The following is a 15,199-nucleotide window of genomic DNA, read 5'->3' as shown; positions in this document are numbered from 1 at the left end:
CACGCGGAGGACCGGACCGCGCGGGCGGCCGGGTCACCAGCCCCGGCGGGCGGGCCGCTCCGCCTGTCCCGCGGCGGTCGGGTACCGGTCCCGCGTGCGGTAGACGACGTAGGGACGGAAGAGGTAGCCGATCGGCGCGCTGAACGCGTGCACCAGGCGGGTGAAGGGCAGCAGGGTGAACAGCCCCAGGCCGACGAGGGCGTGCAGCTTGTACGGGGCCTCCGCTGCGGACATCGCCGCGACGTCGGGCTGGAGCACCCAGATGGAGCGGAACCACGGCGACACCGTCCGCCGGTAGTCCTGGGTGTGCCCGCCCGCCACCTCCACCCCGGCGAAGTAGGCGGTCATGCCCAGCCCGGTGACGATGGCCAGGACCAGCACCAGGTACATGAGCTTGTCGTTGCGCGTGGTGGCGCTGAACACCGGCCCCGTCGTGCGGCGGCGCCAGATCAGCAGGGCGATCCCGCCGAGCGTGCACACCCCCGCCACGAGCCCGAGCGACAGCGCGGTGACGTGGTAGACGGTGTCGGACACCCCGACCGCCCGGGTCCAGCCCTCGGGCACGAGCAGCCCGACCGCGTGGCCGCCGATCACCAGGAGCAGGCCGATGTGGAACAGCGGGCTGCCGATGCGCAGCAGCCTGGACTCGTACAGCTCGGACGAGCGGGTCGTCCAGCCGAACCGGTCGTACCGGTACCGCCAGACGAGGCCGCCCACCACGAGGACGAGGACCGCGTAGGGCAGGACGCCCCACAGCAGCAGGTCGAGCGCACCGTACCCGTTCACCGCTCCTCCAGGTCGTACCCGGGGGCCTCGGTCCGCGGCAGCGGCGCCCGCACCCCGTACGGTTCCAGGCCCACGTCCTCGGCGGGCGGCCCCTGGGCGGCGAGCCTGCGCACGGCCTCCAGGTCCCCGTGCTCCTGGGCGGGCAGGGTCATGCGGACCGCGTCCACGATCCGCGCGTATGGCGTGCCGTGGTCGTGCAGGGTCCGGGCCATCAGGTCCAGGCCCGGCCGGAAGCGCAGCAGCAGGGCCCCGCCCGCGCGCGCGTCCCCCCGGGCCGCGAACTCCAGGACCACCGCCAGGTGGTCGGGCAGCTCGCGGTTCTCCACCCGCCAACCGGCCTCGGCGTAGACGCGCTTGACCTCGGCCAGGGCGTGTCCCCTGCGGCGGGTGTCGCCGTCGGTGTAGTAGGTCATGTGCAGGGTCCGGCGCCTGCGCAGGTCGAACACGTCCACGTAGTGCTCGCACAGCTCCAGCTCGGAGACGGTGGAGGCGTGGTCGCAGAACTCCTGGAGCGCCGCGCGCACCCCTCCCCTCGGCAGCTCCGCGACCGCGCGGGCCACCAGCGGCAGGCGTTCGAAGAAGGCCTGGTCGGGATAGCCGAGCAGGACCGAGGCGGCCTGGTGGGTGACCGCCACGCGGTGCGCCCGGCGGATGGCGCGCGCCTCCCCCAGCCACCCGGTGCCGCTCCGTACCGTCCCGCCCGCTCCCTCGGCGTCAGCGGTGGTGCTCATCCTCTCCCCCTCCTCGGCGGCGCGGCCTCGCCGCCGCTGCCGTCGTCGTCACCACCCCGTCGGGGTGGGAAGAGCCCTGCGGGGCGGCCGTTGCCGTCCCAGTTGAGGAGGTTGACCCTGCCGCTCGTGTCCGCCTGGGAGTCGCTGGTCTGGCGGGTGCGCAGGGCGTGGAAGTTCTCCACGGTCGCCGACTGGGGCTGCCCGGAGGCCTCGCCGAAGGGCACGCCCCCGCCCATGCCGCCCATGCCCGGCCCGCCCTCGAAGTCGAGGCTGCACCCGATCTCGTCGATGACCCCGCGGTCGGCCTCGTCCACCCCGTAGGCGGTGGGGATGACGTAGCGCTCGTCGTACTTGGCCAGGGCCAGGAGCCGGTACATGTCCTCGATCTCGGTGCCGGTCATCCCGACGGAGGCGGCGATGGAGTCGTCGCGCTCCCGGCCCAGGTTGATCCGGCGCATGTGGGAGCGCATGGCCGCGAGCCGCCGCAGGACCAGGTCCACGGGGCCGGTGTCGCCCGCGGTGAACAGCTCGGCCAGGTACTCCACCGGGATGCGCAGGGTGTCGATGGCGGCGAAGAGGTTGTCGGCTTCCTCGCCGTCGTGCCCGGTGGAGGAGAGCGCGTCCACCACCGGCGACAGCGGCGGGATGTACCAGACCATCGGCATCGTGCGGTACTCCGGGTGCAGCGGCAGCGCCACCCGGAAGCGCTTGGCCAGCGCGTAGACCGGTGAACGGGCGGCCGACTCCACCCAGCGGTCGGGGATGCCGTCGCGTCGGGCCGCGGCGCGCACGGCCGGGTCGGAGGGGTCGAGGAACACGTCGAGCTGGGCGCGGTACAGGTCCCTCTCGTCCGGCACCGACGCCGCCTCGCGGACCCGGTCCGCGTCGTAGAGGACCACTCCCAGGTAGCGCAGCCGCCCCACGCACGTCTCGGAGCAGACGGTGGGCATGCCCACCTCCACCCGCGGGTAGCAGAACGTGCACTTCTCGGCCTTGCCCGTCTTGTGGTTGAAGTAGACCTTCTTGTACGGGCAGCCGGTGACGCACATGCGCCAGCCCCGGCAGCGGTCCTGGTCGACCAGGACGATGCCGTCCTCCACCCGCTTGTACAGGGCGCCGCTGGGGCAGGCGGCCACGCACGACGGGTTGAGGCAGTGCTCGCAGATGCGCGGCAGGTAGAACATGAAGGTCTCCTCGAAGGAGAACCGCACCTTGTCGCCGAGCCTGCGCACGATCGGGTCCCGCCGGGTCAGCTCGGGTCCGCCGCCGAGGTCGTCGTCCCAGTTGGCGCTCCAGCTGACCTTCATGGGTTCGCCGGTGAGCGCCGACCGGGGCTCGGCCACCGGGAAGTCGTCGCCCAGGGGCGCGTTGGTCAGCGTCTCGTAGTCGTAGGTCCAGGGCTCGTAGTAGTCCTGGAGGGAGGGCATGACCGGGTTGGCGAAGATGGTGGCCAGCCGCTTGAGCCGCCCGCCCGCGCGGGGCTTGAGCCGCCCCCCGGCGTCGAGGACCCAGCCCCCCTTCCAGCGCTCCTGGTCCTGGTAGGTGCGCGGATAGCCCTGGCCGGGCCGCGTCTCGACGTTGTTGAACCACACGTACTCGACGCCGCTGCGGTTGGTCCAGGCCTGTTTGCAGGTGACCGAGCACGTGTGGCAGCCGATGCACTTGTCCAGGTTCATCACCATGGCGACCTGCGCCATGACCCTGCCGACCGGCCGCTCCCCTCCGGAGCCGCCGGTCCCGCCCCCGCCGCCGTGGGCCTGTGCCATCAGTAACGCACCTCCGTGGTCCGCTTGCGCACGACGGTGACCTCGTCGCGCTGGTTGCCGGTCGGGCCGAGGTAGTTGAAGGCGTAGGAGAGCTGCGCGTAGCCGCCGATGAGGTGGGTGGGCTTGACCAGCAGGCGCGTGAGCGAGTTGTGGATGCCGCCCCGCCTGCCGGTGGTCTCGGACTTGGGCACGTCGATGGTGCGCTCCTGGACGTGGTACATGTACACGGTTCCGGAGGGCATCCGGTGCGAGACCACCAGACGCGCCACCACCACGCCGTTGCGGTTGACCGCCTCCACCCAGTCGTTGTCGGCGGCGCCGATCGCCTCGGCGTCGGCGGGGCTCATCCAGATCGTGGGACCGCCGCGGGAGAGGGTCTGGAGCAGCAGGTTGTCCTGGTACTCGGAGTGGATCGACCACTTGGAGTGCGGGGTCAGGTAGCGCACGACCACCTCGCGCTGGCCGGTCGGGCCGAGGCGGGGCTCGCCGAACAGGCGGCTGATGTCGAGCGGCGGCCGGTAGACGGGCAGGGCCTCGCCGAACTCGTGCATCCAGTCGTGGTCGAGGTAGAAGTGCTGGCGGCCGGTGAGGGTGTGCCAGGGCTTGTCGTGCTCGACGTTGATGGTGAACGGCGAGTACCGGCGGTCGGGGGCCTCCTTACCCGACCACTCCGGGCTGGAGCCCACCGTCGTGGGACCCCGGCTCGCGTCGGAGAAGACCACGCGGCGCTCGGCGGCCTGGTGGATCAGCTCGTCCATGTCGGTGCCGGTGCGCTCGGCCAGGAGTCGGAAGCCCTGCGCGGCCAGGCGCCCGTTGCTGGTGCCGGACAGCGCCAGGATCATCTCGCAGGCCTTGACGTCGGTGTCCAGGGAGGGGCGGCCGTCGGCGACCCCGCCCCGGACGGCGCCGTTGCGCCGGCGCAGCCACTCCACCTCCCGGTCCGGGGTGAAGGACACGCCCTTGACCGGCAGCCCGCGGGACTCGGCCAGCGGCCCCAGCGCGGCCAGCTTCTGCGCGACCTCGGAGTAGTTGCGGCGCACGGGCACGACGGCGGGCATGGTCCGGCCGGGGACGGGCCGCACGCCGTCCGCCTTCCAGTCCGGCGGGACGCCGTGCGGCTGGGCCAGCTCGCCGGGGGTGTCGTGCTGGTGGGGTACGGCCACCAGGTCGGTGACCTCGTCCAGGTGGTCCGCGGCCAGCGCGCTGAACGCCTTCGCCAGGGCGTGGAAGGCGTCGAAGTCGGTGCGGGTCTCCCAGGGCGGGTCGATGGCCGGGTTGAACGAGTGCACGTAGGGGTGCATGTCCGTGGTGGACAGGTCGTGCTTCTCGTACCAGGTCGCGGCGGGCAGCACGATGTCGGACAGCAGGGTCGTGCTGGTCATCCGGAAGTCGATGGACAGCAGCAGGTCGAGCTTGCCCTCGGGGACCTCCTCGCGCCAGGTGACGTCGGCGGGCCGGTCCGCGGGGCCGGCGGGCTCGGCCATCAGGTTGGAACGGGTGCCGAGCAGGTGCTTGAGGAAGTACTCGTTGCCCTTGGCCGAGGAGCCGAACAGGTTGGAACGCCACACGGTGAGGACCCGGGGCCAGTTGGCGGGGGCGTCGGGGTCCTCGGCGGCGAAGCGCAGGTCACCGCTGTGGAGCTGGTCGGCGACGTACTCCGCGGGGTCCTGCCCGCGCTCGCGCGCCTCGCGTCCCAGGTCGATCGGGTTGCGGTCGAAGGTCGGATAGGAGGGCATCCACCCCATGCGTGCCGAGGCGGCGACCAGGTCGGCGGTGTGCTGGCCGCGCACCCGTCCCGGGCCGAGCGGCGAGGCGAGGGCGTCGGCGCGGTAGGTGTCGTAGCGCCACTGGTCGGTGTGCAGGTACCAGTAGGAGGTCCCGGCCATGAAGCGCTGGGGCCGGGTCCAGTCCGCGGCGGAGGCGAACGCGGCCCACCCGGAGGAGGTGCGGCACTTCTCCTGGCCGACGTAGTGGGCCCAGCCGCCGCCGTTGACGCCCTGGCAGCCGGTGAGCAGCAGCAGGGACAGGAAGGCCCGGTAGGCGTTCTCGCCGTGGAACCACTGGTTGGTGCCCGCGCCGAGGATGATCATGGCCCGGCCGCCGGACTCCTCGGCGGTGGCGGCGAACTCGCGGGCGATGCGGGCCGCCCGGTCGGCGGGGACCCCGGTGAGTTCGGCCTGCCAGGCGGGCGTGCAGGGCTCGGCGGCGTCGTCGTAGCCGGCGGGCCAGGTGCCGGGCAGGCCGTGCCGGTGCACCCCGTAGTGGGCCAGGACCAGGTCGAAGACGGTGGTGACGAGGCGTCCGCCGACCCTGCGGACCGGAACGCCGCGGGTGAGGACCCCGGCCGTGCCGCCGGGGGTGTCGAAGCGGTTCAGGGCGACCTCGGCGGCCTGCCCTCCCTCCGCGTGGAGGGTGAGGGCGGGGACGCGGCCCTCCAGGTCCAGGTTCCACCGCCCGGCCCCGGCCTCGCCCCAGCGGTGGCCGACGGTGCCGTTGGGCGCGACGGGGGCGCCCTCGCCCTCGGGCCAGAACACCGGCTTCCACTCGGCGTTCTCCCCCGTGTCCCCCAGGTCGGCGGCGGTGAGGAACTTACCGGGGACGAGGCGGCCGTCGCGGCTGTCCAGGGCCACCAGGAACGGCAGGTCGGTGTAGCGGCGCACGTAGTCGTCGAAGCGCGGCGTGGTGCGGTCGACGAACCGCTCCTTGAGGATCACGTGCCCCATGGCCATAGCCAGGGCCCCGTCCGTGCCCGGGTGGGGCGCCAGCCACTCGTCGGCGAACTTGGTGGCGTCGCTGTAGTCCGGGGAGACGACCACCACCTTCTGGCCCCGGTAGCGGGCCTCGGCCATCCAGTGGGCGTCGGGGGTGCGGGTGACGGGGACGTTGGAGCCCCACAGCACCAGGTAGGCGGCGTCCCACCAGTCACCGGACTCCGGGACGTCGGTCTGGTCGCCGAACACCTGCGGCGAGGCCACGGGCAGGTCGGCGTACCAGTCGTAGAAGGACAGCATGGAGCCGCCGAGCAGGTTCACGAAGCGCGCGCCCACGCCGTGGGAGACCATCGACATCGCGGGGATCGGCGAGAACCCGGCGACGCGGTCCGGTCCGTACCTCCGGATGGTGAGCACGTGCGCGGCGGCGGCGATCTCCAGGGCCTCGTCCCAGGTGATCCGGACCAGCCCTCCCTTGCCCCGGGCCCGCTGGTAGCGGGCGCGCCTGTCGGGGTCGGTGGTGATCTCCTCCCAGGCCGCCACCGGGTCTCCCAGACGGGCGCGCGCCTCGCGGTACATCCGCACGAGGACGCCGCGCGCGTAGGGGTAGCGGACGCGGGTAGGCGAATAGGTGTACCAGGAGAAAGCGGCGCCGCGCGGACATCCGCGCGGTTCGTATTCGGGGCGGTCCGGGCCGACCGAGGGGTAGTCGGTGGCCTGCGTTTCCCAGGTGATGATTCCGTCCTTGACGTAGACGTCCCAGGAACACGAACCCGTGCAGTTCACGCCGTGCGTGGAACGGACCACGCGGTCGTGGCTCCACCGGTCCCGGTAGAAGGAGTCGCCCTGGCGGCCGCCCTTCCTGACCTGGGCGCGGTCGCCGTCCAGCGGCTCGGAGCGGGTGAGGTGGCTGCCCAGCGCAAGAAGGGCGTTCCCCGCACCGCCTTTTTTGCTTTCCGCCGCCATACGGACAACACCCCATTTACCGTTCCTTGGCCCCCAGCGGGGACGCCGGGCCAGAACCCACTGCATTCCGCCAACAAATATGCCTTCTCCGGCGTGAAAAAGGCGCATCCCACACCGGATCGGGCGACAATCGCCTGGAACGGCGGAGGAAGGAATGCGCATATGCGTACGGAATCGGGAAAAAGGGTGTCGCACCGCGGCACGGCGGGCGGCAACCTCGCTCTGGCCACGGCGGCGTTCACGCTCACCTTCTGGGCGTGGAACCTCATCGGTCCCCTGTCGCGCACCTACACCGAGAACCTGGGGCTGACACCCACGCAGACCTCGATCCTGGTGGCCTTCCCGGTGCTGGTGGGGGCGTTGGGGCGCATCCCCGTGGGCGCGCTGACCGACCGCTACGGCGGGCGGCTGATGTTCACGGTCCTGTGCTTCGCGAGCATCGTGCCGACGTTCCTCGTGGGCGTCTCGGGCGACTCCTACGGGATGCTGCTGCTGTGGGGCTTCGTCCTCGGCGTAGCGGGCACGTCGTTCGCGGTCGGCATCCCGTTCGTGAACGCCTGGTACCCGGCGAACCGGCGCGGGTTCGCGACGGGCGTCTTCGGCGCGGGGATGGGCGGCACCGCCCTGTCGTCCTTCCTCACCCCCTGGCTGGTGGACACGGTGGGGCTGTTCACCACCCACCTGCTGCTGTGCGCGGCGCTGGCGGCCATGGGCGTGGTGATGTGGATGATGTGCCGGGACTCGCCGGAGTGGCGGCCGCGCACGGAGCCCGCGCTGCCGCGCATGGGAGAGGCCGTGCGGCTGCGGGCGACCTGGCAGGCGTCGCTGCTGTACGCGGTCGCCTTCGGCGGTTTCGTGGCCTTCTCGACCTACCTGCCGACGCTGCTGACGCTGGCCTACGACTACGCGCAGACCGCCGCGGGTCTGCGCACCGCCGGGTTCGCGGTGGCGGCCGTGGCCGCCCGTCCGGTCGGCGGCGTCCTGTCGGACCGGATCGGCCCGGTCCGGGTGTGCCTGATCTCGTTCCTAGGCACCTGCGTGTTCGCGGTCGTGCTGGCCCTGCACCCGCCCGCGGAGTTCCCCGCCGGTGCGGCGTTCGTGCTGATCGCGCTGTCGCTGGGGCTGGGCACCGGGGCCGTGTTCGCCCTGGTGGCCAAGCTGGTGGAACCGTCGAGGGTGGGCACGGTCACGGGCCTGGTGGGCGCGGCCGGCGGGTTGGGCGGCTACTTCCCGCCGCTGCTCATGGGGGCGGTGTACCAGGCGACCGGGGCCTACACGCTGGGCTTCGTTCTGCTGGCGGCGGTCGCCCTGGCGGTGGCCCTGTACACCTGGCGGGCCTTCGCCCACGTGCGGGGTTGAGGCGGCCGGGAGCGGACCGGCCACCGGGACGCGCCGCGCCTGGGAGACGTCCACGGGACCGGGAGGCGGAGGCCGGGCGCGGAACCGGGCGGACTCCGCGCGGCCGTCCACAGCCTGTGGACGGACGCCGCGGCCGGAGAGGACGGGTGTCCGGGTGGCCTCGGAGGCTCACCGGCACCGCCCGGCCGCCACCGCGGGTCAGGAACCCCGCGTCACACCAGCGACGGTTCCGGCAGCCCGGTTCAGGGCGCGACGTCCCGGGCGCGCACCAGCACCGCGGCCCGGTTGCCCACCTTCACCCGCTCCAGCGCGCGCACGCCCTCGGGCAGGGCGACCCGCCGGGTGCGGGCGGTCACCACCACGACGGCGTGGCCGGACAGCACCCGGCCCAGTGAGGCCAGCAGCCCCCGCATCGGCTCCCCGGCGCCGCCGGGGACGTCCCCCTCCCACCGGGTCATCTCGCCGTAGGGCACGTCCGTCACCACCAGGTCGGCCTCCACGCCCTCCTCCAGGGAGAACACGTCGGCCACGGCCGCCTCGTGGGGCAGGTCGCCGCCCTGCGCGGCCAGCCCCGCGGCCAGGTCGCGGGCGGCCTCGGCGCGCTCCACGAAGGCCACGCGGCCGAAGTCGCGGGCGGAGCGGCGCAGCTCCTCCTCGCGTTCGGCGAGCCCCTCGGCGGTCAGCAGCCGCAGGTTGCGCGCGGCCAGGGCGACCGCGTCGGCGTCCACGTCGGTGGCGCGGACGCCGGTGAGCAGGTCGCGGTGCAGCAGGCCCAGCACCGTCGCCAGGTACCCGCTGCCGCAGCACGGGTCCCACAGGCGGACGGGCCCCCCTCCGGTGTGCACCATCGCGCGCTGGAACAGCTCGCTGGCCAGCCGCACCGGAAAACCCGGAAAGCCCGGCGCGGACCGCAGCACGTGCCCGCTCGCCAGGGCCGAGTGGTCGGTCCGCTCGACGGCGTACCGGTAACCCAAGGTCCCTCATGCCCTTCTGTGTCCGTGTCGGCCGCAGAACGCCGAAGGCCCGGTGTCTGTTCGACACCGGGCCTCCATCATGCGGTCCTGACGGGATTTGAACCCGCGGCCTCCACCTTGACAGGGTGGCGAGCACTCCTAACTGCTCCACAGGACCTCGCTGCATGAACAACTCTAGCGCGACTTCGGAGTACTTCGTACCGGCGGCCGCCTAGAGTGGCGGGAAACGCCCAGGAGAGTGGAAGGAACCGGCGTGAACGAGTTCTCGGCGCCCCTGCCGTCGGGCCCGGAGAGCACCCGGGTCGACCGCTGGCTGTGGGCCGTACGCCTCACCAAAACGCGCTCCGACGCGGCACAGGCCTGCCGGGGCGGGCACGTGCGCGTCAACGACCGCCCGGCCAAGCCCGCCACCACGGTCAAGGTCGGCGACGAGGTGCGCGTCCGGCTGCACGGGACCACGCGCACGGTCGATGTGGGCCATGTCATCGAGAAGCGCGTGAGCGCGCCGATCGCCGCCCGCTGCTACACCGACAGGACGCCGACGCCTCCGCCGCAGGCGACCGCTCCCGTCATCCGGCGCGACCGGGGAGCCGGGAGGCCGACCAAGCGCGACCGCCGCATGCTGGACAGGCTGCGCAGCGACTTCCCGCCGGGCCCGCCCGCTCAGTAGCGCACGGCCGGCGGATGCGGGCAGCGGAGACGGGCGCGGTCGGCGGGAACGGCCGCGCCCGGGGCTCGGCCCCGCCGACCGATACCGCCGGTCGGTCCCGCCGGTGGATCTTGCCGGTCAGTCCCGGGCGGAAAGCGGGTGCTCCGCCAGGAAGTCCAGCACCTCGCGCGTGGCCTTGGCCGCGTCCTCGTGCAGGTAGCCGTGGCGCATGCCTGGCAGGACCAGAAGCCGGGCGTCGGGGACGCGTTCCGCCAGCAGGGCGGCGTTGCCGACCGGGGTGAGGACGTCGTCCTCACCGTGCACGACCAGGGTCGGCGCCTGGACGGAGGGAAGCAGGTCCCACCCGTCGTAGCCCGAGCTGGCGCCGAAGTGCAGGCGCTGGGCGCGCAGCGGCCCGCGCGGCAGGATGCGGGTGACCGTGTCGGGGTGGGCGGCGGCCCACTCGGGACCGTAGAAGAGTTCGGCGATCAGGTCGCGCCCCTCGGCCGTACTGGCCCGGCGCAGCGCGAGGGTGGCCGACCTCGGGCGTTCGACCTCGTTGCTCCCGCCCGGCGCCGTGGAGCCCAGCACGAGCGCGCCGAGGCGTCCGGGCCGGGCGGCCGCGAAGGTCTGGGCGACCTTCCCGCCCATGGAGAACCCGTAGACGTGCGTACGGGAGATGTCCAGGGCGTCCAGGACGGTGAGGGCGTCGTCCACGAACAGGCCGAAGGTGTAGGGCTCGTCCAGGGGCGCGTCGCTGCCGCCGGTCCCCCGGAAGTCCATCCGCACGACCCGGTGGCGCCGGGCCAGGTCGGCGTGCACCCCGTCCCACATCTCGTGGTCGAGGGACTGCCCGTTGAGGAGCAGGAGCGGGTCGCCCTGCCCGAGGACGTCGTACCAGATCCGGGTTCCGTCAGCTGCGGTCACGTGGCTCACGGGTCCGGACACTACCCGAGGAGCCCCGCCCGCGCCGTGGTCGGCGTCACCCCGCCGCGCGGAGCGTCCCGGAAACACGAAAGCCCCGTAATCCGGAAGTCCCGGAGCACCGGGCTTCGCGGAAGCGCGTGAGCGTCCAGCGGGCATCCGCCGGAGGCCGCCACCGAGCAACGCAAAGGCCCCGCCGCCTGCTTCCGCAGGTGGCGGGGCCTTTTTGCATGTCTGCTGGGAGTGGCTAGGGGCGGGGTCGAACCGCCGACCTTCCGCTTTTCAGGCGGGGTAGGTGGTGGGTCGCGGTGCTGGCCTGCGGGATGGATGTCCGCTCGGGTCCGGGTGAGTCCATCCCCGGTTGCTGTCGTTGCTGTCACCACTGCTGTCACTTCGAGGCGTCTCCGGCCTGCCTCGACGTAGGGGAAGGTGGCCCACCACAGCGGTGCCGCGCGTGCGCTCCTCCGCCTGCCACCGCTCCCCCGACCACGGGACTTCGGCAACCACGGTTCCGGGCCGAGGTGCCCGATAGCGACGCGGCGGCAACCCAAGACAGTCGCACTCCGCTATCGGGCGCCTCGGGATCTGAGCACGTCAGAAGTCTTTTTTTGCGAAAGCGCAACCATTCGTCGGCGGGCCGCGTCAAGATGCCGACCAGGAAGGTCCTCGGCCGCGCTCGGGACCGGGCGTCAGCCCGCAGCCCGAGCGGCGGCCGTAGGCTGCTGCGACGGCGCTCGCGCCGTCGCCTTGATCCCATACAGCCCAACTCAGCAATCATTTTGAAAGGCCGAAGGAATGAAAAAAGATAGAAAGATATTTCTATTTTTGGGAACTTTTTCTCATGAAATATTGCGCAGCAAACTAAATGTCACAGACATTTGGTATGTCACCAAGATAATGGAGTCATCTCCTGGCAACTGGGAAAAGATAGCAAACATACTCGAAAACCCGAACCTCGTTGGCGTAGTTGGTAAATTTGGCCGGGGCGTCTACGCCAGAATGGGATCAGAGGAGTATTCAAGCGCATCCAGTAGGATGATCGAGAATTTGAGCAAAGTTCCCCACATGATCTTCATTCACGAAGAAGTTATAAATGGGGGCGGGACAAAAAATTACGATGTCCTTCTCCCCAAAATGCACGCGAGGGGGAAACCTTTTAAAACGAAACTTGACAACTATTTGTCGCAGCTTCCAGAAGAAACAACTGCCACTGCGAACAATTTGCTCAATAAGCACGGAATTCAGGTTTCATCCTACACAAAAAACTCTGAACTCTACGTACTAGCAGACTCCTTCATCGAAGACCTCGAGAACAACCTTCTCTTCAGGATTTATGTCCCAAAGGGCAAGCTCTACTCCAATGAGATGTCCCGCTTGCTGGACCTTTTCCGCGAGTGGCTCACGACAGTCAAGAAGGAAAAGATTCGCCAAGACGGGTACAAAACAAGCCGCGGGCAAGTCTTCGAGTTCTTCAGCGAAAGAGACCTTAGAAAAGAGGATATGGCGGGGGAAATCCAAGAGTTCAGCCGCTTCCTTGACCTTTGCAGCTACCCGGATCAGGCAACTCTCGCACTACAAGGAATAGGAATCGAAAGAACAAGTGCGAACGAGCTGGTCGGAAGATACGCAAAGGAAGTCCGGCGACTCCGGATAGACATAAAGCAAGAGAGAGAAAAAAGGATTCTTCAGATCAGACACCAGATGGAATCAGAGGTTACAGAAGGAACACTATTGCCAGGAGTTCATTGGGCGGCAGTAGGGGACCTAGTGGCGAGCATGGTTCCAGAGAGCCCTGGAGACCTCACTGGTTTGATGACACGCCACGAGGTAAGCAAAGAAAATGGGAACCATCCGATCCAAATTAACCAACAGTTCATCGAGCGGGCGTACGGCGAGGTGAGTCAAAACATTGCTGGTACACAGCACTTCGGTCCAGACGCTCAAGCCCTAATTGAGCTAATTCGAGATCATGGAGGCGAAGAAGAGGCAGATCTCGTAGCTTCCGTACATGAGGCTTCGGATGAAGAGGCAAGGACGCCAGACCGCCTAGCAGCGAAGAATAAAATTAAGAGCTTCCTGATTCGCTCCAGGGATAATATCGAAGCCACGGCATTCAGCCTAGCCCAATCATACATTGAATCTCAAATGGGGCTATAGAATTAACAATTATGAGATCCTAATGTCGAACCAAGTCTTGCGGCCAGAGAGGGTGGCGTGGCTACCCCAAGAGGTGGCCAACGCGTCAACGAGGAACAGCCCTCGGCCGTGTTCGGCGTCGGGTTCGGGCTGCGCCACATACGGGGCGTCGAAATACGAACCGCCGTCGTGCACGGTGACGCGCACGTTGCGACCGTGTTCGTACTCAATGAGGACGCCGAACCCCGCCCCCGGGAGGTTGGACGGCGTGTGCTGGACGGCGTTGGTCGCCAACTCGCTCGTGAGTAGTACCGCGTCGTCCACCACCGAGCAGTCCGCCAGACGCTCAGCGACGAACGCACGCACGGCGGCTATCTGGTCGGGGCGGCCGTAGAACCATCCGTGGTGGACGCTCACCGTTCGGTTGGGCCTGTCTGCGTGGAGGGACATGGGGTTTCACCTCGTGCTCTGGGTGCAGGGGGCAGACACTGAGCTGCATGACTAGTACTATTAGTACGGCTACCGTACATTGAATGCGTGTGTAGCGCACTGGTTTGCGCGCACAATAAGTACGGGTCTTGTAGTCGAAGTGAGGGAGAGTGCCCCATGTTCGGACTGTCTGTGCGGTTCACGCTCAAGGACGAGGCCGCCGCCGACGGCTTCGACGCCCTGGTGGCGGAGACGCTTCCGCACATCCGCCGGAGCGAGCCGGGCACGCTCGTGTACGCGGTCCACACGGTGGAGGGCAAGCCGCTGGAGCGGATCTTCTACGAGCTGTACGCCGACCGCGCCGCCTTCGAGGCGCACGAGGAGCAGCCGCACGTAAAGCGCTTCCTCGACGCTCGCGGCGCGTTCCTGGCCTCGGTGGACGTGGACTTCCTGGACCTGGTGGACGCCAAGGGCGTGCAGGAGTGAGCACCGACTACCAGAAGGCGCTGGGCCGCAAGGTGGCCAAGCACCGCAGACAGCGCGGACTCTCCCAACGGGAGTTCGCCGGACTCGTGGGACGCTCCGAGACCTGGGTGTCCCAGGTCGAACGCGGGGTGCGCAAGGTCGACCGGATGGTGGTCCTCGAAAAGCTGGCCGAGGTCCTGGAGATCCCCGTCTCCGAGCTGGCCGCTGAAGCGCCCATCGTCGCCGCCTCCAACGAGGAACCGCCGGGCAGTAGCCGCCTGCGCCTCATCCTCAGCGGGTCGCACGCCCTGGCCGCGCTGCTGCGGCGCAACCCCGCGTCGGTCGACATGGACGGCCTTCGGCAGCGGGTGGACCGCGCCTGGGAGCTGACGCACGCCAGTGCCTACATGGAGCTGACCGAGGTCCTGGAGTCGCTGATCCCCGACCTGGAGTCGGCCGCGCGCTCGGTCCCCAACGGTGAGCGCCTGGAGCTGTTCCGGCTCCTCAACGCCGCCTACCGGGCCTGCTCCTCCACGCTGTCCCGCCTGGGCGAGTACGAAGCGGCGTGGATAGCCGCCGACCGCGCCATCACGGCGGCCGAACGGGCGGAGGACCCGCTCCTCATGGCGGCGGGTGAGTTCCGCCTGTGCCTGACCTTCCAGGGGGCACGCCACTACGACCAGGTGGAGGCCACCGCGCAGACCGCGTGTGAGGCTCTGGGCGGCCTGGTGGAGGAGGGCAACCCCGAAGCGATGTCCGTCTACGGCGCGCTGACCCTGCAACGGGCGGTCGCCGCCGCACGGCGCAACAACGCCACGGTCGCCTACCGGCACGTGGCCGAGGCCAAGCGGATCGCGGACGCCATCGGCGCAGAGCGCAACGACTTCAACACCGAGTTCGGCCCGGCGAACGTGGGCCTGCACGAGGTGTCCGTTGCGGTGGACCTGGGCGACGCTGGCGTGGCCCTGCGGGCTGCGGACGGCGTGGACGTGTCCATCCTGTCCCCGGAGCGCCGGGGCCGCTTTCTCATCGACGTGGCACGCGCCCAACTCCAACGACGCAACGCCGACGCCGCCGTGTCCACCCTGGAGGAGGCGGAGCGGATCACGCCCGAACAGGTCCACTCGCACCCGATCGTGCGGCAGGTCGTGGGTGACCTCCTGGCGATCCAGGACCCCGCCGGAACAGCGCTGACCGGCCTAGCGAGGAGGGTGGGCGCACTCTGAGTTCTAGCTAGTACTTCACGTACTAGACAAAACAAAAAGTGCGGATTAGTGTGTGGTGGGTCGCACAGTCCTTCCTG

At 69.8% G+C, this 15,199-nt stretch carries 12 protein-coding genes and 1 tRNA gene; 5 read left to right on the top strand and 8 right to left on the bottom strand.

The annotated features are described in order from the left end of the window. Positions 1–33 precede the first annotated feature (33 nt). The 4 genes from narI to KGD83_RS02870 are packed head-to-tail and all read right to left on the bottom strand — an operon-like array spanning position 34 to position 6,960. Positions 34–786: a respiratory nitrate reductase subunit gamma gene (narI, locus tag KGD83_RS02885; RefSeq protein WP_212642393.1), complete on the bottom strand. Its 753-nt coding sequence runs from the start codon at positions 784–786 to the stop codon at positions 34–36. Further along, positions 783–1,517, bottom strand: coding sequence for a nitrate reductase molybdenum cofactor assembly chaperone (narJ, locus tag KGD83_RS02880; protein ID WP_212642392.1), 735 nt, complete (start codon positions 1,515–1,517; stop codon positions 783–785). Before narJ ends, narI begins: the two co-directional genes overlap by 4 nt. Further along, complete coding sequence (narH, locus tag KGD83_RS02875; RefSeq protein WP_212642391.1) at positions 1,514–3,283, bottom strand: nitrate reductase subunit beta; 1,770 nt, start codon at positions 3,281–3,283, stop codon at positions 1,514–1,516. Before narH ends, narJ begins: the two co-directional genes overlap by 4 nt. Then, positions 3,283–6,960: a nitrate reductase subunit alpha gene (locus KGD83_RS02870; RefSeq protein WP_212642390.1), complete on the bottom strand. Its 3,678-nt coding sequence runs from the start codon at positions 6,958–6,960 to the stop codon at positions 3,283–3,285. Before KGD83_RS02870 ends, narH begins: the two co-directional genes overlap by 1 nt. Positions 6,961–7,122: 162 nt before the next feature. On the opposite strand from KGD83_RS02870, the gene KGD83_RS02865 reads away from it, so the two are divergent. Then, positions 7,123–8,319: an MFS transporter gene (locus KGD83_RS02865; protein WP_212642389.1), complete on the top strand. Its 1,197-nt coding sequence runs from the start codon at positions 7,123–7,125 to the stop codon at positions 8,317–8,319. Between the two features lie 242 nt (positions 8,320–8,561). Here the strand turns inward: KGD83_RS02865 and KGD83_RS02860 are convergent, their stop codons facing one another. Both KGD83_RS02860 and KGD83_RS02855 read right to left on the bottom strand, forming a co-directional pair. Then, positions 8,562–9,293 carry an rRNA methyltransferase gene (locus KGD83_RS02860; RefSeq protein WP_212642388.1) on the bottom strand — a complete coding sequence of 244 codons (732 nt, stop codon included), beginning with the start codon at positions 9,291–9,293 and terminating at the stop codon, positions 8,562–8,564. 82 nt (positions 9,294–9,375) lie between these two features. Beyond that, positions 9,376–9,450: transfer RNA gene (locus KGD83_RS02855), tRNA-Asp, on the bottom strand. A 96-nt stretch (positions 9,451–9,546) separates the two neighbouring features. Between KGD83_RS02855 and KGD83_RS02850 the strand changes: the two genes are divergently transcribed. After that, positions 9,547–9,963 (top strand): RNA-binding S4 domain-containing protein, encoded by a 417-nt coding sequence (locus KGD83_RS02850; protein ID WP_212642387.1) that lies wholly within the window; start codon positions 9,547–9,549, stop codon positions 9,961–9,963. Positions 9,964–10,080: 117 nt separating this feature from the next. Here the strand turns inward: KGD83_RS02850 and KGD83_RS02845 are convergent, their stop codons facing one another. Next, a complete protein-coding gene (locus KGD83_RS02845; RefSeq protein ID WP_249352098.1) occupies positions 10,081–10,878 on the bottom strand; it encodes an alpha/beta fold hydrolase in 798 nt (265 codons plus the stop codon). Between the two features lie 837 nt (positions 10,879–11,715). Here KGD83_RS02845 and KGD83_RS02840 point away from each other — a divergent pair. Beyond that, entirely contained in the window at positions 11,716–13,023 is a 1,308-nt protein-coding gene (locus tag KGD83_RS02840; RefSeq protein WP_212642385.1) for a hypothetical protein, read from the top strand. A 9-nt stretch (positions 13,024–13,032) separates the two neighbouring features. On the opposite strand, the gene KGD83_RS02835 is transcribed toward KGD83_RS02840, so the two are convergent. Continuing rightward, positions 13,033–13,452 carry an ATP-binding protein gene (locus KGD83_RS02835; RefSeq protein WP_212642384.1) on the bottom strand — a complete coding sequence of 140 codons (420 nt, stop codon included), beginning with the start codon at positions 13,450–13,452 and terminating at the stop codon, positions 13,033–13,035. Positions 13,453–13,608: 156 nt separating this feature from the next. On the opposite strand from KGD83_RS02835, the gene KGD83_RS02830 reads away from it, so the two are divergent. Next, on the top strand, positions 13,609–13,917 hold the full coding sequence (locus KGD83_RS02830) for a putative quinol monooxygenase (RefSeq protein WP_094805021.1): 309 nt from the start codon (positions 13,609–13,611) through the stop codon (positions 13,915–13,917). Then, positions 13,914–15,122, top strand: a complete 1,209-nt coding sequence (locus KGD83_RS02825) for a helix-turn-helix domain-containing protein (RefSeq protein WP_130395538.1) — start codon at positions 13,914–13,916, stop codon at positions 15,120–15,122. Before KGD83_RS02830 ends, KGD83_RS02825 begins: the two co-directional genes overlap by 4 nt. Positions 15,123–15,199 lie beyond the last annotated feature (77 nt).

This window comes from Nocardiopsis akebiae, assembly GCF_018316795.1.
Taxonomy (GTDB): Bacteria; Actinomycetota; Actinomycetes; order Streptosporangiales; family Streptosporangiaceae; genus Nocardiopsis; species Nocardiopsis dassonvillei.
Note: the sequence above shows the minus strand (reverse complement) of the source record. Positions and strands in the feature narration are given on the sequence as shown.